This window comes from Sulfurimonas sp. NWX367, from assembly GCF_039667065.1.
GTDB classification, from domain to species: Bacteria; Campylobacterota; Campylobacteria; order Campylobacterales; family Sulfurimonadaceae; genus Sulfurimonas; species Sulfurimonas hydrogeniphila.
In genome coordinates, this window is the sequence record NZ_JALCZM010000001.1 from 821,893 (window position 1) to 844,958 (window position 23,066).

31 protein-coding genes are annotated in these 23,066 nt (G+C 38.0%); 1 reads left to right on the plus strand and 30 read right to left on the minus strand.

Going from position 1 to position 23,066, the window contains the following annotated elements:
* The first annotated feature begins 60 nt into the window (after window positions 1-60).
* The gene (locus MNY28_RS04250; RefSeq protein ID WP_346389002.1) at window positions 61-564 is read left to right on the plus strand and encodes an RDD family protein; all 504 of its coding nucleotides are present in this window, start codon (window positions 61-63) and stop codon (window positions 562-564) included.
* On the opposite strand, the gene MNY28_RS04255 is transcribed toward MNY28_RS04250, so the two are convergent.
* The 30 genes from MNY28_RS04255 to dapE form a co-directional block, all read right to left on the minus strand.
* Complete coding sequence (locus MNY28_RS04255) at window positions 548-1,270, minus strand: ATP-binding protein (RefSeq protein ID WP_346389003.1); 723 nt, start codon at window positions 1,268-1,270, stop codon at window positions 548-550. The two genes, MNY28_RS04250 and MNY28_RS04255, sit on opposite strands and share 17 nt — an antisense overlap.
* A gap of 16 nt (window positions 1,271-1,286) precedes the next feature.
* Window positions 1,287-1,979: a 5'-methylthioadenosine/adenosylhomocysteine nucleosidase gene (locus MNY28_RS04260; RefSeq protein ID WP_346389004.1), complete on the minus strand. Its 693-nt coding sequence runs from the start codon at window positions 1,977-1,979 to the stop codon at window positions 1,287-1,289.
* 2 nt (window positions 1,980-1,981) lie between these two features.
* Window positions 1,982-2,704 (minus strand): nitrilase-related carbon-nitrogen hydrolase, encoded by a 723-nt coding sequence (locus tag MNY28_RS04265; protein WP_346389005.1) that lies wholly within the window; start codon window positions 2,702-2,704, stop codon window positions 1,982-1,984.
* A 1-nt stretch (window position 2,705) separates the two neighbouring features.
* Window positions 2,706-3,644 carry an ACP S-malonyltransferase gene (fabD, locus tag MNY28_RS04270; RefSeq protein WP_346389006.1) on the minus strand — a complete coding sequence of 313 codons (939 nt, stop codon included), beginning with the start codon at window positions 3,642-3,644 and terminating at the stop codon, window positions 2,706-2,708.
* Window positions 3,641-4,444 (minus strand): Fis family transcriptional regulator, encoded by an 804-nt coding sequence (locus MNY28_RS04275; RefSeq protein WP_230973305.1) that lies wholly within the window; start codon window positions 4,442-4,444, stop codon window positions 3,641-3,643. The genes fabD and MNY28_RS04275 overlap by 4 nt, the downstream gene beginning before the upstream one ends.
* The gene (locus MNY28_RS04280; RefSeq protein ID WP_151899923.1) at window positions 4,392-4,916 is read right to left on the minus strand and encodes a peptidylprolyl isomerase; all 525 of its coding nucleotides are present in this window, start codon (window positions 4,914-4,916) and stop codon (window positions 4,392-4,394) included. Before MNY28_RS04280 ends, MNY28_RS04275 begins: the two co-directional genes overlap by 53 nt.
* A 75-nt stretch (window positions 4,917-4,991) precedes the next feature.
* Window positions 4,992-5,897 carry a tetratricopeptide repeat protein gene (locus MNY28_RS04285; RefSeq protein WP_346389007.1) on the minus strand — a complete coding sequence of 302 codons (906 nt, stop codon included), beginning with the start codon at window positions 5,895-5,897 and terminating at the stop codon, window positions 4,992-4,994.
* 9 nt (window positions 5,898-5,906) lie between these two features.
* On the minus strand, window positions 5,907-6,464 hold the full coding sequence (gene pal, locus MNY28_RS04290; RefSeq protein ID WP_151899921.1) for a peptidoglycan-associated lipoprotein Pal: 558 nt from the start codon (window positions 6,462-6,464) through the stop codon (window positions 5,907-5,909).
* A 72-nt stretch (window positions 6,465-6,536) separates the two neighbouring features.
* Window positions 6,537-7,787, minus strand: a complete 1,251-nt coding sequence (gene tolB / locus MNY28_RS04295) for a Tol-Pal system protein TolB (protein ID WP_346389008.1) — start codon at window positions 7,785-7,787, stop codon at window positions 6,537-6,539.
* A 3-nt stretch (window positions 7,788-7,790) separates the two neighbouring features.
* Window positions 7,791-8,507 carry a TonB C-terminal domain-containing protein gene (locus tag MNY28_RS04300; RefSeq protein ID WP_346389009.1) on the minus strand — a complete coding sequence of 239 codons (717 nt, stop codon included), beginning with the start codon at window positions 8,505-8,507 and terminating at the stop codon, window positions 7,791-7,793.
* Window positions 8,500-8,892: a biopolymer transporter ExbD gene (locus MNY28_RS04305; protein ID WP_346389010.1), complete on the minus strand. Its 393-nt coding sequence runs from the start codon at window positions 8,890-8,892 to the stop codon at window positions 8,500-8,502. The genes MNY28_RS04300 and MNY28_RS04305 overlap by 8 nt, the downstream gene beginning before the upstream one ends.
* 4 nt (window positions 8,893-8,896) lie before the next feature.
* A complete protein-coding gene (locus MNY28_RS04310) occupies window positions 8,897-9,463 on the minus strand; it encodes a MotA/TolQ/ExbB proton channel family protein (RefSeq protein ID WP_346389011.1) in 567 nt (188 codons plus the stop codon).
* 7 nt (window positions 9,464-9,470) lie between these two features.
* Window positions 9,471-9,863, minus strand: coding sequence for an ATP synthase F1 subunit epsilon (gene atpC / locus MNY28_RS04315; protein WP_151899917.1), 393 nt, complete (start codon window positions 9,861-9,863; stop codon window positions 9,471-9,473).
* Between the two features lie 27 nt (window positions 9,864-9,890).
* Window positions 9,891-11,285, minus strand: a complete 1,395-nt coding sequence (gene atpD, locus MNY28_RS04320; RefSeq protein ID WP_151899916.1) for a F0F1 ATP synthase subunit beta — start codon at window positions 11,283-11,285, stop codon at window positions 9,891-9,893.
* Window positions 11,286-11,296: 11 nt separating this feature from the next.
* The gene (atpG, locus tag MNY28_RS04325) at window positions 11,297-12,187 is read right to left on the minus strand and encodes an ATP synthase F1 subunit gamma (protein ID WP_151899915.1); all 891 of its coding nucleotides are present in this window, start codon (window positions 12,185-12,187) and stop codon (window positions 11,297-11,299) included.
* Window positions 12,188-12,197: 10 nt separating this feature from the next.
* Entirely contained in the window at window positions 12,198-13,715 is a 1,518-nt protein-coding gene (gene atpA / locus MNY28_RS04330; RefSeq protein WP_151899914.1) for a F0F1 ATP synthase subunit alpha, read from the minus strand.
* A gap of 23 nt (window positions 13,716-13,738) precedes the next feature.
* Window positions 13,739-14,272, minus strand: a complete 534-nt coding sequence (locus tag MNY28_RS04335) for a F0F1 ATP synthase subunit delta (protein ID WP_151899913.1) — start codon at window positions 14,270-14,272, stop codon at window positions 13,739-13,741.
* A gap of 1 nt (window position 14,273) precedes the next feature.
* Window positions 14,274-14,786, minus strand: coding sequence for a F0F1 ATP synthase subunit B (locus MNY28_RS04340; protein WP_193150191.1), 513 nt, complete (start codon window positions 14,784-14,786; stop codon window positions 14,274-14,276).
* A gap of 9 nt (window positions 14,787-14,795) precedes the next feature.
* A complete protein-coding gene (locus MNY28_RS04345) occupies window positions 14,796-15,218 on the minus strand; it encodes a FoF1 ATP synthase subunit B' (RefSeq protein WP_151899911.1) in 423 nt (140 codons plus the stop codon).
* A gap of 84 nt (window positions 15,219-15,302) precedes the next feature.
* A complete protein-coding gene (locus MNY28_RS04350; RefSeq protein WP_346389012.1) occupies window positions 15,303-16,151 on the minus strand; it encodes a ParB/RepB/Spo0J family partition protein in 849 nt (282 codons plus the stop codon).
* Entirely contained in the window at window positions 16,151-16,933 is a 783-nt protein-coding gene (locus MNY28_RS04355; protein WP_151899909.1) for an AAA family ATPase, read from the minus strand. Before MNY28_RS04355 ends, MNY28_RS04350 begins: the two co-directional genes overlap by 1 nt.
* Window positions 16,930-17,565, minus strand: coding sequence for a biotin--[acetyl-CoA-carboxylase] ligase (locus MNY28_RS04360; RefSeq protein ID WP_346389013.1), 636 nt, complete (start codon window positions 17,563-17,565; stop codon window positions 16,930-16,932). The genes MNY28_RS04355 and MNY28_RS04360 overlap by 4 nt, the downstream gene beginning before the upstream one ends.
* Window positions 17,546-18,460, minus strand: a complete 915-nt coding sequence (gene fmt / locus MNY28_RS04365; RefSeq protein WP_346389014.1) for a methionyl-tRNA formyltransferase — start codon at window positions 18,458-18,460, stop codon at window positions 17,546-17,548. The genes MNY28_RS04360 and fmt overlap by 20 nt, the downstream gene beginning before the upstream one ends.
* Before the next feature lie 2 nt (window positions 18,461-18,462).
* The gene (gene proB / locus MNY28_RS04370; RefSeq protein WP_346389015.1) at window positions 18,463-19,224 is read right to left on the minus strand and encodes a glutamate 5-kinase; all 762 of its coding nucleotides are present in this window, start codon (window positions 19,222-19,224) and stop codon (window positions 18,463-18,465) included.
* Window positions 19,225-19,228: 4 nt separating this feature from the next.
* Complete coding sequence (gene obgE / locus MNY28_RS04375) at window positions 19,229-20,329, minus strand: GTPase ObgE (RefSeq protein ID WP_151899905.1); 1,101 nt, start codon at window positions 20,327-20,329, stop codon at window positions 19,229-19,231.
* Window positions 20,330-20,478: 149 nt separating this feature from the next.
* Entirely contained in the window at window positions 20,479-20,736 is a 258-nt protein-coding gene (rpmA, locus tag MNY28_RS04380; protein ID WP_151899904.1) for a 50S ribosomal protein L27, read from the minus strand.
* A gap of 19 nt (window positions 20,737-20,755) precedes the next feature.
* Entirely contained in the window at window positions 20,756-21,064 is a 309-nt protein-coding gene (gene rplU / locus MNY28_RS04385) for a 50S ribosomal protein L21 (protein ID WP_151899903.1), read from the minus strand.
* Window positions 21,065-21,161: 97 nt separating this feature from the next.
* Window positions 21,162-21,554: a RidA family protein gene (locus MNY28_RS04390; RefSeq protein WP_151899902.1), complete on the minus strand. Its 393-nt coding sequence runs from the start codon at window positions 21,552-21,554 to the stop codon at window positions 21,162-21,164.
* Window positions 21,532-21,963 (minus strand): DUF255 domain-containing protein, encoded by a 432-nt coding sequence (locus MNY28_RS04395; protein ID WP_346389016.1) that lies wholly within the window; start codon window positions 21,961-21,963, stop codon window positions 21,532-21,534. The genes MNY28_RS04390 and MNY28_RS04395 overlap by 23 nt, the downstream gene beginning before the upstream one ends.
* Complete coding sequence (dapE, locus tag MNY28_RS04400) at window positions 21,960-23,063, minus strand: succinyl-diaminopimelate desuccinylase (RefSeq protein ID WP_346389039.1); 1,104 nt, start codon at window positions 23,061-23,063, stop codon at window positions 21,960-21,962. The genes MNY28_RS04395 and dapE overlap by 4 nt, the downstream gene beginning before the upstream one ends.
* Between the last annotated feature and the right edge of the window lie 3 nt (window positions 23,064-23,066).

Consider the following 23,066-nt stretch of genomic DNA (forward strand, 5'->3'; position numbering starts at 1 on the left):
AGTGTATAGAAAAAGTGTTACATTAGTATTAAGTAAGATTTTTTACGCTATCTTTAGGGTATGAAAAAAAATATTAGATATGCAGGGTTTTGGATACGCTTTTTTGCCTCATTTTTTGATACGCTCTTTTTGGCTCTGCCTGTAGGTATCATTATTTATTTTGTAAGTGATGGCAACTGGTTTGATTTTGTACAGTACCAAAACAATATTCAAATGGCAATGAACGGGAATATACATGCTCTTGACCAACAGCCCCATACCTCTTTAACATGGGAATTTGTTTTTGAGATTTCAGTTTTGCTTGTAACAATTCTTTTTTGGGAAAAGTGGCGCGGAGCAACCCCCGGGAAAAAATTTCTACATGTAAAGATAGTTGATGCCTTTACATGTAAAGATATAAACAACAAACAGGCGATCACACGTTCTTTGGCCTATATCCCCTCATTACTGTTGTTCGGACTCGGATTTTTGATGGTGGCTTTTCGAAAAGACAAAAGAGGACTGCATGATTTAATTGCCGGAACCATTGTAATCTATGATGAAGAGGCTACTCCTCACTCATAAAAAAACTATCGACTGAGATGTTTTTAAAAGCGGCATTCAGTGAAGTAAAAAGCTGAGGGTGTTCTTTTTCCATTGATGAGAGCATCTCTTTCATCTGTGCTCTTGCATAGGGCATTTTGACATCAAAACGCATGGCAGGACAGGCTTCATCGCCTATGGCTTCTATGCCGTTGTCTTCCACAAAAGCACGCAGCTGACGTTCACGCATCTGAATCAGAGGACGAATCACAACAAGCCCGTTTTGGGCTGTATATTTCGGAGCAAGACTGCGCATCTGTCCATTGTAAATAAAATTCATAAAAAAGCTCTCTGCCGCATCATCCATATGGTGGCCAAGTGCAACCTTGTTACATCCCAGTTCTTTGGCAACACTGTAAAGATACCCTCGCCGCATACGGGAAAAAAAGCTGCAAAATGAAGAATTTTTGCGAATTTTTTCTTTTGCCAAATCATAGGTCTGGGTCTCTTTTACTATATGTTCTATACCATATTCCCTGCAATGTGCGGAGAGTTTGTCAAAATTTTCACCCATTCCGTAGCTTACGGTAACGGCAATAAAATCAAAGGCAAAAGGGGCCCGGCGCTGCTGCTCTTTCATCGCATGAATCATTGTCAGAGAGTCTTTACCTCCGCTGAGTCCGACAAGAATTTTGTCCCCCTCTTCTATCAAGGAAAACTCGGCATTTGTTTTACCGAGTTTTGACATAATTTTTTTGGAAAGTTTAACCGACAAGTTTATCAACCATTTTCATAATAAATTCAGCAGATTCCACGGCACTGGTCTCTAAAAACTCATCAAAAGAAAAACTTGCATCCATGTCTGCCGCATCACTTATTGCACGAAGAATAAAAAAAGGCACATCCAAAGCATCACATACAACAGCGACACTTGCCCCTTCCATTTCCAGTGCATCTGCATGAAACGTCTCTCCAATCCAGTTTTTTCTTTTTTCATCTGCTACAAACTGATCACCCGTTGCAATAATACCTTCTTGGACATTTTTGCCCATCTCTTTTGCAACCTCTTTTGACAGGGCTGTCAGTTCTTTGTCTGCTTCAACATAAACAGCACCCTCTGGCACATATCCAAAAGGATGTCCAAAGGCTGTAATATCAAGATCGTGTTGGGCAAGTTTTGTAGCTACAATCAAATCTCCTACTTTTAGCTTTGGCGATATTGCTCCGGCAACACCTGAAAACAGAAGTTTTTGCGCTCCAAAATGTTCACACATGGTGGTTGCCGTCAATGTTGAAAAAACTTTTCCTATTTTTGAATAGGCTATGACAAGATCTGTGCCTTTGTAATTTGCTTCATAATATTTGTTTCCTGCATATACAGTCGTTTTGTATTCACCTAATTTTTCTAAAATCGGTGCGATTTCTTCAGGCATTGCACCCATTATTGCTATTGTCATATTTATTCCTCGATTGTAAATGTCTGTATTGATTTTTCAAACAGTGGCAACTGATGCACTCTTTTGCCCTCTTTTTGAACGATACAGCTTCCGCCCCAAAAGCCAAGTCCGTCTTCAAATCCCACACGGTTGACAAAAAGAAGCTCTGCACGGCACTCTTTTGCAACATTGCTGATAATTCCATACCATTTGTCTTGAATATCCAAAGATTTTTCATTAAATCCGCGAGCAGGGGATGCCACAAGAACGATAATCAAGTCCGGATCAAGGCTGGTGAGTTCTTCATGCACACTGGTATGCCACAAATCCTCACAGATGAGCATCGAAACTTTTTTTCTCCCCGCAACAAATGATTCAAATCTGTCACCGCCTTCAAAATAGCGTGCTTCTTCAAACATTCCGTAATTTGGCAGGTGTACTTTTATATGTTTGGAGAGAAGTTTTCCGCCGCTGTAGTACAGTGCTGTATTTCTAAAAACATTCCCGTCTTTGAGTGCTGCGCCGACAACAATATCAATATCTTTGCTCAACTCTTCAAAAACACTCAGTTCTTCAAGCAAATAGGCATCTTCAAAAAGTTTATCCTGAAGCAAATACCCACTTAAAGAGAGTTCAGGAAAGACTATAAGATCTGAACTTTCTTTGACATCATTTATCCAGACAACTGCCTCGGTAATATTTGTACGGTTTAACTTCGGTGAAGTTTGTGCAAGTGTGACTCTCATATTAAGAGCAAACTTCCTCTTTCACTTTTTGTAATGATGCCATATCTGATATATTGAGTGTTTTCAACTCTTTTGCAATTCTTCTGTTAAGACCTTTTAGTACAACTCCGTTGCCAAATTCTATGGCCAGGTCAACTTCAGGCGCTATTGCCTGAATTGACTGTTTGTATTTTACCGGTTTTACAAGCTGCTCTTTTAAAAGGTCAACTGCTTCCGCTTTTGTACTGTAGGGTTTTGTTGTAACATTTGAAATCACAGGGGCTTCAAAATTCTCTTGTATCTGTGTTTGCATAATTTCGGCAAGAGATTCCTGTGCAGGTGCCAGTATATCACAGTGTGATGCAACAGACATATTTAAAAGCAAGGCTCGTTTTGCTCCTGCTTCTTTAAAAGTCTGCTCCAGTGATGCCAGGTCTTCTTTATTTCCCGCAACTACAAGTTGTCCGTCCTGGTTATAGTTGGCAGGCCATACCTGTTTGCCTTCGTTTTGTGCATCACTGCAGATTTTTTCCACACTTGCGTCATCAAGGCCGACAATTGCCATCATACCGGCATTTTTTCCTTCACAGGCTTCTTGCATAAAAGCACCGCGTTTATGCACAAGTTCTACGGCATCTACATAATCAATGGCACCTGCTGCACATAAAGCAGAAAACTCACCCAGAGAGTGTCCTAAAAAAAGTTCGGCTTTAGTATCGGGACAAGCCTCTTTGAAAAGTCTGTATGCTATCATCTGAACAAGTAAAATTGCCGGCTGTGTATAGGCCGTCTGTCCCAGTTTTTCATTTTCTTCAAAAATAAGTTCTTTAAAATCCACACCGATTCTTTCACCGGCTTTATCAAACATTTCACGTGCAGTTTCAGAATTTTCATAAAAATCTTTTCCCATACCAACTGCCTGAGAACCCTGTCCTGCAAATATCATAGCTATTTTTTTCATATTTTTCCTTCTATATATTTTTTATTTTCTGTTATCTTTTTTCGTAATGTGTTTCTGTTTAAACCCAGACTTTCAGCTAACTGTACCTGTGATTTAAACTTATGCAGACCTGCTTTGAGAAGCGGTACTTCATAAAGATACAAATAGTTTCTGTAATCACTCTTGGAACCAAGTTTGTCGTAAAGATAATGTTCAATAATGTCCATTAGCTCACTGTCTTGAATATCTTGAAGTAAATAATTTATCATCACCTGTCTTTTTAAAGAGATGGCATTTTGGGACAAATCAGGCTTAAAATTACTTACGTCAAAGTTACTGCACTCACCAAATAACACAATAGCTTCGCTCACAAACTTTTCGATTAATGCTTTGACATCTTCCATTCTCTCTCGTAAAGGAGGAATATTAAACTTCACACTGAAAAGTTCATCAATTGCCCGGTGGGAAAAAGAGTCTTTTGCCGTTGCTATAACTCTTACATTGTTTTCTTTTACAGCCTGTACCAAACGTTCAATATTGGGTGAATTGTCAAGATTTGTGATTATGATAGCTTGTGTGTTTTCTAACGAAAGAAGCAGCTCATCAAAATTAGATGCGTCAATTATAAATGCATCAGGGAGAATAAAAGAAGCCAAGGTCTTTTTTCCAACACCGTGTTCACCTGTAATAAGTGCATTTACCGTAAGTGTTTTTAAAAGAGTCGCTGTCTTTTTAGCCTGGGAGGAAGCCTCACAGGCAGTTAGAAATTTAGTTACATCCACAACCGCTGCCGCCACCTGTTCCACAACAACCCTCTTCATCAGAAGGTTTGTTTTCTTCCGGAACACCAGTCATTGCTTCTTCAGCAGAGGCATCTCTTACATTGTTAATGGCAACAGTGAACATTAAATCTTTTCCGGCAAGAGGATGATTAAAATCAATGACAACAGTATCATCTTTGATTTCTTTCACTATAACCTGCACAGTTCCGCCATCTTCACCCTGACCGTAAAGAGTCATGCCCTCAGTTAAATCAATTCCGGCAAACTGCTCTTTTGGAACCTCTTGCGTTGCATCTGCATTATATTCACCATAGGCATCTGCTGCTTTAACTAAAATGTCAGCTTTGTCACCTGTATTCATATCTTTGATTCCGTTTTCAAGTCCTGGAATAATTTGTCCTTTTCCGAACATAAATACCAATGGAGCTCCACCTTTGTTACTGTCTACGATTTGATCGCCATCACGTACTTCATATTCCATTGATACAATTTGATTGTCTTGAATTGCCATTATTTTACCTTTTATTTTTTTGGGATTTTATCATAATAATCTATATTATTGCTGAAAAGCATCTTTTACCCCAGTTTAGTCTAAATGTTTCTTAGCCTCTTTTGCTTCTTTTGAATGAGGATATTTTGCAATTACAGCATTGTAAAATGTCTTTGCATGTGCCTTGTCTCCTGTTTTATCCATCGCAATTGCAGTATGTAACAACAGTTTTGGCATATACGAAGCTTTGTCATACAAAGAAGCACTTTTTTTAAAATATGAAATTGCCTCTGCATAATTTTTTCTTTTAAAGTTCATCTCACCTATCATATAATGTGCATAGGCCGGTTTGTATTTTCTTTTAATGAGTTCTTTATAGTTTTGAATCGCTTTTGTATAGTATCTTTTGTCAAAATTTGCTTTTGCCTGGTTGTATAACTGTGCACTGCTTATTTTTCCCGGTTTCACACTGTTTTTTCTAGACTGCATCTCTTTTGCAATCAATGTTTTAAAATCATTGATATCTTTTACAAGAGTATTGAATGTACCTTTGCTTACATACTGGGCATTTATTTTATCTACGACTTTTGAAAGCTCAAAGATCATAGTTTGCAGTTTTGCTATCTCATCTTGATTTTTCTGTACTTTTTCAGCCAGCCTGGTTTGAAACTCATGAATATTGTCAAGATTTACTCTGTTTTGCTCTTTGAATTTTTGTAATTCTCGCTTATTTTCATGAGAGCGTACACTCAGATTCTCTACAACACTTTGTATACCGTCTACCCTTTCGCGCAATGAATCAAGTTTACTGGCTTGTGATTTTGTATTTATGGCAACTTTTTTCAAAGTATCTTTTGTTTGCAAAATAACTTTTTCACTTTGAGTAAGTCCGTAGGGTGTCGGTGCGGTCAAGTCGCCTGCTCCGAACGCAGAAGGTTCAGAAGCAAACGATAAAGAAGAGACAAAAGTAAGAAGTAATAAAGTGCGTATATTACTTTTCATCTATAAAACTTATGGTAAAAGTTTGAAATTTACACGACGGTTTTTAGCCCAGCATTCTCTTGTGTGCTCAGTACATACAGGATTACTCTCTCCGTAACTGACCATAGAAATACGAGAAGCGTCAATGCCCTCGGCAACCAAAGCTTTTTTTACACTGTTTGCACGTTTGAGTCCAAGTGCAAAATTGTACTCATCACTTCCCCACTCATCACAGTTGCCTTCAAGTTTTATATTAAAAGACTTTGCAGTAGTTTTTCCAAGTTCTGCTGCAGTATCCACTTTCTCCTGCATGTCAGGTCTAATGTTATACTTGTCAAAATCAAAATAGACTGTAGGGAATTTTGATTCAATTGCACTGGCACTTAACTGATTGCTGTTGAGTGTATTTGAAGATGAACTAATTTCCGCATTTTCACCTGTCACAGTTTCAGTCATCACTTCTTCAACTTCTTGTGCTACCGGTGCTGTGACTTCTTCAGTCTTTGTGTCGACTGCCGGTTCTTTTGTACTACAACCACTGAAAACCAAAAGTGCTACTACAACACTTGAAAGAACTATACTTTTCATTATTTATTTCCTTGCTTTTAAAATTGATATATTATACCAAAAAAATGTAATAAGTGATGAACACTTAAAACTTTACCAGTCCATAGATTGTATTTTTCCTGATTTTAGAGGAAAAAGATAGTTTTTATTGTGCATCAGCCGAATAATGCCAATGGCACTTTGCGATTTGTAGTTTTTTATAAATATAATCGCATCACCGTCTTTGGAAAACCTTGGAAACTCATTCACTCCTGTCGCAGTGAGCCTGCGAATAAAATCGGTCTCTGTGGAGATAAGATGCAGATTAAATGTATTTGCACTAAAAGCATTTGAACTCTCACGGGCCTCATAGACTACATAATGTCCTTGCGCACTGCATGAAGAGTTTGCTTTTCCATAATAGACCAGCTGTTCCACAAGCCCGTTGTCCAATCTTTTGGAAAACACATTGGGATAGCCTAAACGGGATGAAATAAAAATAATTTTATCATCTCCCATAAACTGTCCGTTTACATCTATTCCGCTGTATGTGGTAATTCTTTTATATTTTTTTGTCTCTGTATTGTAAAGATAAATATCCGGCTGACCGTCTCTTGCCATTGTGAGCAGCAGCTTTTTTCCGTCTTCGCTGACATCTGAACATACCATCATCCCGTCAGAAGATATAATGTTTTTCACTTTTGCAGTTTTAATGTCAACATATTTCAAAGTAGGTTCAAAAGAATCCAAAGATGTATAATAAAATGCGGTCTGTGCTTTGTTCGCCCATTTTGGAAAGATATTCAATCCGCCTGAGATGATTACATGCTGGTAAGAGAGTGTATAGTCCGCAATAATAATTTCACTTTTTTTAGGCGCAACTATACGGGAAAATATAACTTTTCTCTTCATCCATCCAACAGAAGGTTCACCCATAAACTCATTGATATCATAAGCCATTGCATGAGATATAAACATATAGATTTTTTTGTTGTTTACTCTGTATCGTTTTGAAAAGACTACTTCATTTTGGTGAAACAGAGTCATTTCAATATTTAAAGCTTTGTTGTCATCCTCAAACAGTTTATAGCGCAAAACATAATTCATATCTTTATTGGCAACAAGTACATTTGTATCATCAAAATCGGCAAACCTGTGATGTCTGTCAACATTAAATAAAGAAATAACATTTAAATCTGCTATCAAAGCTTTAAAAAAACGCAGCTTAAATGTGTCATTATAGCTGAGCGACGCATCTTCAACTGCCAAGGAAGGCAAAGAGTCTGCTTTTTTCACTACTTCTATAGTTGCATCACCTGCAAAAGCAAGGCTGATTAAAATGAACAAAGAAAAAAATATTTTCAAAATCTACTCCTTAGAAATTAATATAACAATCGTTCTGCTCGGTCTGTTTTTCGGGTTAACAGGAAATACAACATCTTTTAATCGTTCTTTAATCCTGTCTGCTTCTTCATTGAGTGCTTCATTCTTAGAATAACTCAGTATTCTAAAATCAATAAGTTTACCAAAAGGGTCAAGTTCGATTACTGTTTTTACACTGTTGCCCTCACTGTTTTGCGGTACATTAAAATGTTGATAAACAATATCCTGAATTTTAGCCAAATATTCATTAACTTCATTCGCAGCAGATGTTGCTTCACTTTTTGACGGGTCATGACTTGCCTGAAGTGTACTGATCTTTTGTGTGACAGACTCTCTGTCTTCTTGTTTTGTGGGCCTGATTTTTCTTGTAATCTGTTCTATCCGTCTTTTATTGTCAGTTTTTTTAACTTTTTTTACATTGTTGTCTATTTTTTTTGTCCATACATCACTGAACAGATTATTGATATCTATGTTTTTTACAACTTTTTTAGTTGCGGGAACTGTTTTGGAACTTTTCTTTTTCGTCGGGTGCTTTGTATTTGTGACATTAATTGAAACAGAAATATAATTTTCTTTTTTATAGCCATATGCTTTTGTTTTGGAAGCATGAAACATCATATAAAGAAATGAGAATAAAAAAAATGCAAAAAGAAAGAGTGACAAAAAGCCACTTATGTAAAAATAACGGCTGTTGTTATCCATTTGTAGCTAAAGATACCTCAGTGAAACCTGCCTGTTTAACCGCAGCAAGCACTGACATAACTATACCATAGTCCAAACGTTTATCTGCACTGATTAATACAGTTGCTTTTTTATTTAACTTTCTTGCATACAATGAAAAGTTATCCATAAAAGCATTTAAGAGATAGTTGTCTTTATTGACTTTTATATTTCTGTCTTTGTCTATTGTTATATGCACAGGAGGAATCTTCGAGAGTTGCTCAGTTGTTGAGCCCTGCGGCAGTTTTATATTTTCTTCATATATAATATTTGGAGCGATAACCATTAAAACGACAAGCAATACAAGCATTACATCCACAAGGGGAGTAATATTGAGCTCTGGTTTTTCTTCCCAATCATACAGCACTGTTTTACGCCTTACGTGCTAAAATCGCATCACTTTGCATTTGGAGATAGCTTATAAGTTCATATGACTTTCTTTTTAAAACCTGATGGTATGTATAGGCGAATGTGGCTACAAATATACCTGAAGCGGTTGCCACTAATGCATCCGAAACGCCACTGGCAATAATTGACATACCTCCGCTGTTTTGTCCGATATGAGAAAATGTATCTAAAATAGAAACAACTGTACCAAACAGTCCGATAAAAGGAGAGGTAGAAGCAAAAACAGAAAGTACAGAAAGTCCTTTTGTCGCTTCTTTTGTCGCAGCAAGCATACCGAGTCCTAAAACTTCTTTTGAAACAACATTACTGGTTTTTATAAAATTATTTAAAAAAGAGTTTTCATTTACAGTAGTAGCTCCAAGTAAAAGTGATTCAAGAGAAGCACTTTCACGAGAAAGCCAGTTATTAAGAGAAAAATAGCGGTAAAAAAACACCCAGTTCAATACTATAAAGTATAAAGAGAGCAGTAGCAATACTCCGAGAGTCACAGGGTGGCTTTTTAGATAAAAATCTATTAAATTATTAATCATACGGTTACTATATTAACTTTTGTGCGGCAGATTCTATTTTTGCTGATACTGATGCGATAGCAGTGCTTGAATCTGCAATTTCATTAATAAGTTTTTTTGCTGCATCAAGTGCCTGCGCAATCTCAGATTCAGTTTCACCGCGAATTGCAGCAGCACCTTCAACCAAAATAACAACTTTTTCTTCATCAACTTGAACAACACCCCAATTAACAACAATAGACTCGACTGATTTATCTTCTTTTTCGATATCTACCACGCCAGCTTCTAACAATGTAGTTAGAGATGCATGACCTGCCAGAACACCAAACTCTCCCTCTTTTCCAGGAAGAACAACACTGACAGCTTTACCATTATAGATTTCACCGTCAGGCGTTAGGATTTCAAGTTTAAATGTATCCATTACAGTCCTTTGTCTTAAGCAATATGCTTATTTATTTTTCTCATTCTTAGCAATAGCTTCATCCATATTTCCGACCATATAGAATGCACTTTCAGACATGTGGTCATAGTCACCGTTTAGGATGCCTTTGAAACCTGCAATTGTGTCTTCAAGTTTAACATATTTTCCTGGAGCACCAGTGAAAACTTCTGCAACAAAGAATGGCTGAGAAAGAAACTTCTCAATTTTACGGGCACGTTCAACAACATTTTTGTCATCTTCACTAAGTTCATCCATACCAAGAATCGCAATAATATCCTGCAAATCTTTATATTTTTGAAGTGTTTGCTGTACACCGCGAGCTACATTGTAGTGCTCTTCACCCAAAATTTGCGGATCAAGCAGTCTTGAAGTTGAATCCAATGGATCAACCGCAGGATAGATACCTTTTTCCGCAATTTTACGGTTAAGAACCGTTGTTGCATCCAAGTGGGCAAAAACTGAAGCCGGAGCAGGGTCAGTCAAGTCATCTGCCGGTACATATACTGCCTGTACAGAAGTAATTGAACCGTTTTTAGTTGATGTAATACGATCCTGCAGTGCACCCATTTCACGAGCCAATGTCGGCTGATAACCAACAGCTGAAGGGATACGTCCAAGAAGTGCAGACATCTCTGAACCTGACTGTGCAAAACGGAAGATGTTGTCAATAAACATCAATACATCAAGTTTCTTTTCGTCACGGAAATACTCAGCCATAGTAAGACCTGTAAGCGCAATACGGTTACGTGCTCCTGGAGGCTCAGACATCTGACCATAGCACAGTGCAACTTTGTCAAGTACGTTCGATTCTTTCATCTCGTAGTAAAGGTCATTTCCTTCACGAGTTCTCTCACCGACACCGGCAAATACAGAAAGACCGTCATGCCCGTGTGCAACATTGTGGATAAGCTCCATGATGATAACTGTTTTACCGACACCAGCCCCTCCGAAGAGTCCGACTTTACCACCTTTTGCATATGGAGCAAGCAAGTCAACAACCTTAATACCTGTTTCAAACATCTCTGTAGTTGTTGACTGATCAACCAACGGTGGAGGATCACGGTGAATTGACCATGTCGGAGCATCAGTAACCTGCTCTCCTCCATCAATTGTTTCACCAATTACGTTAAAGATACGGCCGAGTACTTTTTCACCAACCGGAACACTGATCGGTGCACCTGTAGCTTTTGCGTCCATACCACGAACCAAACCTTCACTCATATCCATTGCAATCGTTCTAACACGACCGTCACCTAAGTGTGCTGCAACTTCTAATACCAAACGATGTTCACTACCTTCTAAATTAACATTCACTTCAATTGCTTCGTTAATTACTGGAAGATAACCATCAAAATCAACATCAACAACAGGACCCATTACCTGGCTAATTTTTCCAATCATATTTTTCTCCATTATTTCATAGACTCCACACCACTGATAATTTCTATCAGCTCTGTAGTAATAGCGGCTTGACGCGCTTTATTGTATTGTACATTTAAACTTTTTACCATCTCTTTTGCATTGTTCGTTGCTGTATCCATAGCCTGCATACGTGCAGAATGCTCTGCAGCAACTGAATCAATCAAAGAGTAGTACATATTGTAATTTACATATTTTTCAATTAAAGACTCAAGCATTTTATCTTCATCTTCTGCTTCAATTTCCATCATTGATTTTGATTCTACTTCTTTACAATCAAAATCATTTACATCAATAGGTAAAACATTGTTTACATGTAACTCTTGTGTTATCATGTTTTTATAGCCGTTATAAATAATATGAACAGCATCCGTTTTACCCTCTTTGTAATCTTCGATAGAAGTTTTTATAAATTCATCAGATCTCGTTTTATTCGGCTTAGAACTTAAGTTTATGACAGTATCAAACATTTCAACTTCATTATACTTATAGTATTCTATCCCTTTTTTACCGATTCCGCGTAAACGCACTTTTACTTTTTTCTCTTTGTACTCTTTTAGAAGTTTATTCACAGCTTTAATTGTTTGAATATTAAAACCGCCACATAAACCTTTATCTGCAGTTACAAAAATAATGTCAACCATTTTTGGGTTTTCAATTGCTGTAAAAAAGCGATTTTCCAACCCTCCAACTCTGTTGCATTCTATGCGTCCAGCTATTTCGGCAATGACCTGATTCATTTTTTGAGCATAAAGACGAGAACGTTTTGCAAGTTCTTCTGCACGGCGAAGCTTGGCAGTTGATACAAGCTTCATCGCACGAGTCGTCTTTTGAGTGTTTGAAACACTCTTAATCTGTCTTTGAATATCTTTCAAGTTTGCCATAAGTTATTCCTTAGTTAGCTACAAAGCTGGCTTTGAACTCTTCTAGTGCTTTCATCAATAGTGTTTTTGTTTCATCATCTACTTTTTTAGTACTTCTGATATTTTCAAAGATCTGAGGATATGATGCTTCTATAAACGGATACAGTTCTGCTTCAAAACGAACAACATTTGATACATCCATATCATCCAGGAAACCTTCATTTCCGGCAAATATAATAACAACCTGTTTTTCAGCAGGAAGTGGTGAAAAAGGCCCCTGTTTTAGGATTTCAACCATTCTTTGTCCACGCTCTAACTGTTTACGTGAAACTTCATCAAGATCAGATGCGAACTGGGCAAATGCCTGCAATTCTCTAAATGATGCAAGATCAAGTCTTAATGTACCTGCCACCTGTTTTGTAGCTTTAATTTGCGCAGCACCACCAACACGAGATACTGAAAGACCGACATTGATCGCAGGACGAACACCTGAATTAAACAAGTCAGTTTCCAAGAAAATCTGACCATCGGTAATAGAGATAACATTCGTAGGAATATATGCCGCAACGTCTCCGGCCTGTGTTTCAATAATAGGAAGAGCAGTTAAAGAACCGGCTCCGTTTTCGTCAGACATTTTTGCAGCACGCTCAAGTAAACGAGAGTGAACATAAAAAACATCACCAGGATATGCTTCACGACCCGGAGGACGACGAAGAATCAGTGACATTTCACGATATGCAACCGCATGTTTTGACAAATCATCATATACAATCAAACCGTGTCTTGCATTGTCACGGAAATACTCACCCATAGTAACACCGGTATACGGAGCTAAAAATTGAAGTGCAGCAGCTTCAGCAGCAGTAGCAGATACAATAATTGTATATTCCATTGCTCCGTGATCTTCCAGACGACGAACGATTTGTGCAACAGTTGACTCTTTTTGACCGATGGCAACATATATACATACAACACCGTTGCCTTTTTGGTTGATGATTGCATCTAACGCAACTGTAGTTTTACCGGTTTGTCTGTCACCGATGATAAGTTCACGTTGCCCGCGACCAATCGGAACAAGTGCATCAATTGCTTTGATACCCGTTGCAAGTGGCTCATGTACAGATTTTCTGTCCATAATTCCAGGTGCTTTTTCTTCTACAAAACGAACTTCTGTAGTATCAATCGGACCCTTACCGTCAATCGGTTCGCCAAGTGCATTTACAACACGGCCAAGAAGGGCATCCCCTACAGGAACTTTTAGAAGTGTTCCCAAACGCTTCACGCTCATTCCCTCACGAAGTTCAGGACCAGAACCGAGAATAACAACACCAACGCTGCTCTCTTCCAGGTTTAGAACCAAACCTTTTGTTCCCTCTTCAAATTCTACCATTTCTCCTGCCATAACATTGCTCAGTCCGTAAACCTTCGCAACACCATCGGCATAAGAAACAATTTTACCTGTTTCATTGATATCAACACTTAGTTCAAAGTTGTCGATACGCTCTTTAATTATTGAGCTGATTTCATCAGCTTGAATTTTTGCTACCACTATTGTTCTCCTCTCATTGAAAGTTAAATTGCTTTTATTATATGTTCTATAATTTGTCTGTCTATTCTGTCTTTAGAAAAATTAATTTCTATACCAAGACCTTCTACTTCTACTTTTATACCGTTAAAGTCATTTTTAACAAATGTCAGGCTGATAGTTACATCATACTTTTTGCCTAAGCCGGCACTCAATTCTTCTATTACTTTTGAATTGATATCTGTATCACTGTAAATAACACCTTCATAAGTTTTAGCCGCTTTTGCCAAATCACTTTTCAATTCCTGTGCAATTGCCGGAATAATATTGATACGTTTGTTTTCTACCAACAGCTTGATAAAGTTGTTGATTTTATCAGAGTTGGCACTTTTTACCGCCTCTAACAAAATCTTTGATTTTTCTTGAGCTTTTATGCTTGGGTTAGCAATAATACTGACAAACTTGTCATTTTTAAATGACTCTGCCAAGGCAGAAAATACTGTTGTCATATTTTGCATAGATGCTAAGTCAGAACCCATACCTAAAGCTTTTATGTATCGTTTTGCAATCAGTTCTTCCATATCAGGCAACCTTTTTCAAAATGATATTAGCCATAGTTTCTCTGTCAAAACTATCACTGCTTTGTTTCAATGTCTCTTTTATGACATCTTCAACAACACTGCGAATCATTTTCTTTTCTTCAAATTCTTTTTTGAGAGCAAATTTTTTCACCATAGCTTCAATATCACTTTCTGCCTGTGCAATAATCGTGTCATTCAAAATTTTGTTCTCTTTTTTAGAAACAATCGCCAACTCTTCAGCAAACTTTTCAGCCTCAGAAATTTTTGCCAATGCCTCTTTTTTAAGAGCGATTGATTCATTCAGCTTTTCCTGAACCTTTTTCAATTCGTCAGCTATTGCCTGACTTCTTGATGCAAAGAAATTCTTTACAGGTTCCCCAACTAGATACCAAACAAGCCCGGCAAATAACAGAAAGTTTACAGTTCTTTGAACTATGTCTGTTCCTGCATGCTCGTGCCCAGATGCCAATGCATAAGTTGATATCATTAGCATTAATACTAAAATTCTACTCACATTACACCTTTATATCTGACTAAATTTAGCTTTTACAGCTTCTTTAAATACCGGAACTTGTGACATTAAGTCAGAAGTCAACTCATCTTTAGATTTTGCAAGTGATTGCTCAAACTCTAAATACTCTGCCGCGAGTTCAGCACGTTTTGATTCTAACTTACTGTCAGCTAATTCCTTAGCATCCGCGATAACTTTTTCTCTTAGGGCCGCAGCTTCCAGCTTGGCATTCATAATTATTGACTCTGCTTTTGCTTTGAGCTCATTGATTTCATTGTCATTTGATCCTACTTTTTCAAGATCTTTTTTAATGTCATCATCACGCTTTTGCATAAAAGAAAGTAATGGGTTATAAAGCCAACTGTTCAGAACGGCTATAAGGGAAACAAATACAACAAATGTAGCCAAAAGTAGTATTGGATTTATATCTAACATAGCACCTCCTAAAAGTTGCGTGATTATACTATTATAAAATTGAAACGATAGTTAAATGGAGGTATAAATTTGTTATTTGAGTGATTAGTTTCTAAAATGTGTCAAAAATTCATCAATTTCATCTTGTGATGCAAAACTGACGGTTATTTTATTTTTAGAAGCCTTTACATGGAATCCAAGTGCACTGAATTTTTCTTTTATCTGTGTAAAATCATAATCGGCATCGCTCTTTTTGACAGACTCAGTTGGTGCAGGCTCTACATTTTTCATGTTTTTTATCATAGCTTCAACTTCGCGTACACTCAGTTTCTGCCCTATAATCGAATTGAGTATCAGCTGCTGGTCTTTTTCATTTAACCCAACCATTACTTTTGCATGTCCTGCTGAAATCTTTTTTTCAACCAGTGCCTTTTGTGTCTTTGGAGCAAGCTGCAGCAGACGCAGAGTATTTGTTATATGGGTTCTGCTTTTATGAATAATATTGGCAAGTTCGTCATGTGTTACATCATGCAGCTTTATAAGTTCTGTATATGCCTCTGCCAGTTCTACAGCATTTAATTCTTCTCTTTGAATATTTTCAATCAACGCGAATTGCCGCATTTTTTGTTCATCAGAGTTGAGAACTACTGCCCGTATCTCTTTGAGTTTTGCAAGCTTTGAGGCGCGTAGTCGCCGCTCTCCTGCAATTAAGATATATCCGTCAATATCTTCTGTTACAACTATAGGCTGAATCAGTCCGTCATTTTTTATGGATTCGGCAAGTTCCAAAAGGGCAGTTTCGTCAAAGGATTTTCTTGGCTGAAAAGGATTCGGTCGGATATCTTTGAGCGGAATCTCCAATACAGCATCATACTGGCTTCCTTCATTTTCATATGCCTCGTCTATTTCTCCAAGAAGAGCGTCCAGCCCTCTGCCTAATTTTTGTGACTTCATTATCGTATAATCGCCTGTGCTAAATTTTGGTATGCAATAGAACCGCTTGATTTTACATCATACAAAATTGCAGGTTTTCCGAATGACGGAGATTCTGCAAGTCTTACATTTCTCGGTACCACTATATATTTATCTGCAGCATCTTTAAACAGTTTGCCTTTAAAATGCTGACGCAAATCTGCAAATACCTGTTTGGACAAATTGTTTTGTGATGAAAACATAGTTGGAAGAAAGCCTCTTACCGCAAGTTTCGGATTAATTGATTTTCTTACCAACTTGACAGTATTGAGAAGCTGTGCCAACCCTTCAAGTGCAAAAAATTCACACTGTATCGGAATAATGACCGAGTTTGCCGCTGAAAGTGCATTGATTGTCATCGGACCAAGCGCCGGCGGAGAATCTATAATAATATAATCATACTCTTTTTGTACATTTGCAATCGCTTTTTTCAAAACAAGTTCACGCCCTTTGGCTTTGTCTGCATCATAATACTCTTTTTCTATTCCCACAAGACCTATGTTTGAAGGTGCTAAATGCAGTGTAGGCAGATCTGATTTGAGAATAATTTCTTTGAGCTTTTTTGTACCTATAAGCACATGATAAATATTAAACTCATAATCATTTCTGTGAAAGCCCAATGATGTCGTGGCATTTGCCTGCGGATCTGAGTCAATCAAAAGCACTTTTTTTTCTGCAACAGCAAGTGACGCTGCCAAGTTTACAGCGGTAGTCGTTTTGCCTACTCCGCCCTTTTGATTTGCAATTACTATTACTTCACTCATCGCCTGCTGTATATCCTCTCACCATTTATATTCAAACTGCCATCACTCTCGAGTACACAAGACTCAAGTGATATTTTTTTACCATCACTATGGGTAAAAAACTCCTTGTTGTTTTCAAATTCTAACTTATATTTGCTAAAAACTTGCTTCCATAAAACCTTTTTTTCTATATTTTTCAAATATGCTGCAATTAATATTTTTCTGTTGAGCGCAATATCCAATGATGCAAAGCCCTGTGGTGCTGTTACAAGGTTTATTCCCACACCGCAGACAAGTGTATCGTCTACTCTGTTTGTAATCATTCCGCCTGTTTTTTTTGTACCGATATAAAAATCATTCGGCCACTTTAAAAAAACTTTTGAACCAAATTCAGATAAAGTTTCTTTGAGCAGATAAGAAAAGTACAGTGACACAGATTCTAATTTTAAATCATGAGGCAATTGTTCTATATCCAGGGCAAAGGACATAAAAAGATTTCCTTTTTGGGAACTCCATTCGTTATTTCGACTGCCGATTCCCTTTGTCTGAATATCTGCAACCACAGCCACAGGAGCAGTCAGCTTCTTGTTTTTCAACTGTTCTTTTAAAAAAAGCTGCGTTGATGGCAGTGTATTATAGTAATGTATCTTCAAGTCCGAGTCTTTTCCCGTTAATATAAGAGATAACATCCATCTCTTTTTTTGACTGTGGCTGTACCTTATAAATACGAAGAGCCCCCTGCTTACATGTAACGACAATACTTTTTTTGTCTATTGCAGTTATTTTGCCGGCATCAGCATGTTCTTCATCTTTTTTTTCAAGCTGTATCTCTTTTAGTTTCAGTCCGCTTGCAAGATAAATTCCCGGCCATGGTGTAAAAGCACGGTATTTGTTATAAATCTCCTGCGCATTGTCAAAGACAACTGCACCGTCTGCTTTTGTTATTTTTTTACAATAAGAAGCATGTGCATCATCCTGTTTTTTGGGCGTATATATATGAAAATTGCGCAGCACATCTATCGTCAGATCAGCAGCAGTCTGTGTAAGCTTTTCAAACAACTCTTCAACCATCATCTCCTCACTGACAGAGACTTTTTCGATTTTTAAAATGTCACCCGTATCAAGCCCCTCTTCCATAAGCATGGCAGTTACACCGGTTGTCTTGTCACCGTTTAACAAGGTTTGCTGTATCGGACTTGCTCCGCGATATTGCGGTAACACCGAAGCGTGAAGATTGATACAGGGTGCATGATCTAAAATTTCTCGTGGTAAAATCTGCCCGTATGCAGCCACTACTATAAAATCACAGGGAATTTCAAGAATCTCTTTTACAGTTTCCTCATCCCGAAGTTTTTTTGGCTGATAGAGCGGAATGTTATGCTCTTGCGCAGTAAGCTTCACAGGAGGAGGCGTAAGTACTTTTTTGCGCCCGACAGGTTTGTCAGGCTGTGTATAGACGGCAACAACATTTATATCTTCTGTTGCTATTACTTTTTGAAGAATTTTCTGGGCATACTCAGGTGTCCCCATAAATATTATATTTTTCATTGCTAACCTTTACATGTAAAGAGAGTACCGCCCTTGTGGGAACCTTCAAGCATAAAACTTTTCACATCACTTAAATCAAAACCACTGGCAAGAAATGTATCTATGTTTGCCTGCAGAAGATATTCTGCGGCTTTTAGTTTCGTAACGATACCCCCTGTTGCAAAAACATTGTTTGGAGTGACTTCTTTATGCAGTTCTTCCTCACTGATTTTGTTTACTGTTTTGAATGCTTTTGCCTCGGGATTTTTTCTCGGATCGCTGTCATAATAGGCATCAATATCTGAAAGAATCACAAGCATATCGGCCTGCATGTCTTTTGCTATATATGCTGAGAGCTGGTCATTGTCACCAAGTTCAAGTTCATCTGTTGCCGTTGCATCATTTTCATTGACAATAGGAAGCACACTGTTTTGCAAAAGTGTTTCAACAGTTGCGCGCACACGCTTAATATCAGAAGGAGTATTCAAATTTGCAGCAGTCACTAACACCTGTGCTGTCAGTATTTCGTATTTTGAAAACTTGTTCGCATATTTATTCATCAAAATAGGCTGGCCTATTGCAGCTAAAGCCTGTTTGTTCGCAATATTGTTTCTATCAAGTTTCAGCTCGGTATAACCACCCGCAACTGCACCGGAAGAGACCAAAATCACTTCATGCTCTTTTTTTAACTCGCTTAGAAATTCTACGAGAGAACGCATACGATCAAGTGCTATATTGCCATCCTGGGTTAAGACGGCACTGCCTACTTTGACTACAACACGCATGGAATTACTGCCTTGTTTGCTGTACTAAATTAAAGAGTGCGTACTTCAAAGGTTCAATATTTTTGTTAATCGCGGAAGAAATAGGCACAACAAAATAAGGTTTTTCTCTATCATACCCTAATGTTTCATCAACACTCCCCTGAATAAAATAAGGCAAATCCTCATCAAAATCAAATTCACTTCCCTTGCTGGACTCAAGATCAAGCATCTTGATAAATTCGGCGATTTTTTGGGAAACTTCTTCTTGAGGCACTATATCTGTTCGTGTTAATGCTATTGCATATCGCGAAGTGCCCAACTTTTGTGAAAAAGAAGCTACTTCGTCTTTGAGTACCTCTATCTGTTCTTTGAGATCTCTGTACGATGCCAAGTCTATCATAAACAGCAATATCTCTGTTCTTTCGATATGACGAAGAAATTCTATTCCAAGGCCTTTGCCTTCATGCGCTCCGCCGATAATTCCGGGAATATCTGCCATAACAAATGATTCATAATCTCCGATATTTACCTGACCGAGTTTCGGCGTTAATGTTGTAAACTCATAATTTGCAATTTCAGGTCTTGCATTGGACACAGTAGAAATAAGCGTAGACTTTCCGACATTTGGAAAACCGACCAGTCCGATATCTGCAATCAGTTTCAAATCAAGCTTGATATTTCTCGTTTCACCCTTTTCACCAGGCTGTGCATACGTCGGTCTTTGGTTTGTCGGTGACTTAAAGTGTGTATTGCCGAGTCCGCCTTTTCCGCCTTGCAGAAATTTCACTTCCTGTCCGTCTTCAACCATATCAAAAAGAACTTCACCGCTTTCCTGGTCAATAATCTGTGTTCCGGGTGGGACAATAATGACTTTTTTTGCCCCTGATTTTCCGGTACAGTTTGAACCTTCGCCGGGTTTGCCGTTTTCAGCTTTTATATGCATTTTTCTCTGGAAGTGTGAAAGTGTATGCGTATTGTTGTCACACTTAAACCATATATCACCGCCTTTTCCGCCGTCGCCACCGTTTGGACCACCATTGAGTACAAACTTTTCACGGCGAAAAGCCACACACCCTTGCCCGCCTTTTCCAGAACTAACTGTTAATTCGACACTATCTGTAAACATTCGTGAATCCTTTTTATGGCTTTATGCCATTGTAAATACTTAAGAAAATACTATGAATTATAAAGTAACTTATTAAATATTTTGAATTTTCTTTGTGGAATATGTTTCCATCGGATATGATGGAAACAAGAGGTTTTATACTGTAGAAATTACGCAGCAGGTATAATGGAAACTTGTTGACGCTTTTTGTCTTTTCGCTCAAACGCAACAACACCGTCAACCAAAGCAAATATAGTATGATCTTTTCCCATACCTACATTTTTGCCTGGATGAACTTTTGTTCCTCTTTGACGAATAATGATGTTACCGGCCACTACAGCCTCTCCACCAAATTTTTTTACACCAAGTCTTCTACCAGCCGAATCACGATTATTCTGTGTACTACCCTGACCTTTCTTATGTGCCATTACTTATCTCCTTAATTTATTACGCAGCTATTTTCGTGATTTTAACACGAGTATAGTCTCTTCTGAAACCACGTTTTACTTTAGAATCTTTACGACGACGCTTTTTGAAAATTACAACTTTCTTGTCACGTCCTTCTGCAATAACTTCAGCAGTTACAACTGCACCCTCTACAAAAGGAGTTCCGATCTTAAGCTCTCCGGCATTCACAGCCAGAACCTCTTTAATCTCTACCGTAGCACCAGTGTCAAGAGATAATTTATCCAATGATAAAACATCACCCTCTTGAACTTTATACTGCTTACCACCATTTTTAATAATTGCGTACATCTATGGTCCTTACATATTTTTAGCTTGTATTTCTACAAAAGTCCGGAATTATACCCATTCAAGCTTTAAGTCTTGATTAAACAAAAAGAAATACAACTTAAAAAGAGTAGTCTGTCACTAATGCCACGGCATCTATTTCTACCAAAGCATTCTTAGGCAGTGTTTTTACCGCTACTGTTGCGCGTGCCGGCTTATGTTCACCGAATGCTTTTTCATATATTGCATTAACTGTGGCAAACGAGTCCATATCTGCCAAAAAAATTGTTGTTTTTACCACATCCTGTAAAGAACTTCCCGCTTCTTCCAAAACTGCCTGAAGATTTTTTAAAACTGCAACTGTTTGTATTGATACATCTTCTTGAAGCAGCTCATCTGTGCCTGAAGCCGTTAAAGCGATCTGCCCTGATGTATAAACGATTCCGTTTGCCACGATTGCCTGTGAATAGGGTCCTATTGCCGAAGGTGCTTTATCTGTCTTTACTTGTTTCATAGTTTTCATCCTTTAGTATTTCATAATGTTCCTGGGCATTGTCCATAAATGCATTGAACATCTCTTCGTCTCTGTATCCTAAAGATGCATACAGTATTTTTCCTGTTTCATCCAAAAAATAGTGTCTTGGAACAGGAGATGTTTTCAAAAATTTCGGTATTGCATGTCTGTCTCTTGAGAGTAAAACAGTAACAAATTCTTTATTAACTCTCTCTTTAATCTTTGTATTTTGCAAAGTTGTCTTTTCAAATTTTTTGCACCACCCGCATGTGTCAGAAATGATTAACACATAGATAAGCTTATGCTCTTTTTTTGCATCTGACAATGCTTTCAAATAGTCATGACTCCACTGAAGCGGTGCACAAAAAAGAGTGACACTGAAAAAGAGCAGCACAAAAAGAGATTTCACTGCCTGTTCCACTCGCTGATAAGAGTTTTAAAAACGCTGTAGAGATCTTGCACCTCTTTTTGTGTTGTTCTCTCATTTATCGAGTGAATGGTGTCATTTTTTACACCAAACTCAACCACATCTATACCAAGAGGTGCAATGAATCTTGCATCGCTTGTTCCGCCTGCCGTAGAGTGTTTTGGCACTTTACATGTAACCATTTCTATAGCCGTGTCTATTTTTTTGACAAGTTTCGTATCCGTATCTGTTTTAAAAGGATAGGAACCTTGTGTCAGACGCAGTTCATAGTCCAATCCCTGTAAATGTCTGGCAACAAATTCTTCTACCTCTTTTTGTGTGGTTTTTGTATTGTTGCGCACATTAAACATCATTTTCAGCTCATTGGGTGTAACATTTGTCACCTGCATACCAGAACGAATATCGGTAATGACAAACTTTGAAGGTGCAAAAAACTCATCTCCCTCATCCAAATCAACACCTGCCATATCACCCAAAACTTTTGCTATTTGGTGTATGGGGTTTATCGCTTTTTCGGGATAAGCTGCATGCCCCTGTTTTCCTTTAAGAGTAAGGTACCCGTTAATAGAACCGCGGCGTCCCACTTTTATGGCATCGCCAAACTCTTTTTCGCATGTAGGCTCTGCAACCACACAGGCATCCGGAAGCATATTGTTCTTTTTCAAATATTCCAGTACTTTGACCGTACCGTTCGTTGCTTCACCCTCTTCATCCGAAGTTAAAAGCAAAGAGAGCGTGCCTTTAAAGTTTTTCGTATCTTTTACAGCCTGAATAAAAGCGGCGAGTCCGCTTTTCATATCCTGTGCGCCCCGTCCGTATATATAGCCCCCTTTTTCCACGGCTTCATACGGGTTTGTATCCCATCCTTTTCCTGCAGGAACAACATCAACATGCCCGGCAAAACAGAGATGCTCACCCTCGGAAAATCTTTTATAGATAAAAAGATTTTTAACATCTTCAATATCAATTCTTATCGCTTCAAAACCGGGAAGATAATCCTCAACAAAATTCAAAATACCGCCATCATCCGGTGTTTCACTTTTTGAGTTGATCAGATATTTAAAAAGTTGAATCACATCCATCAT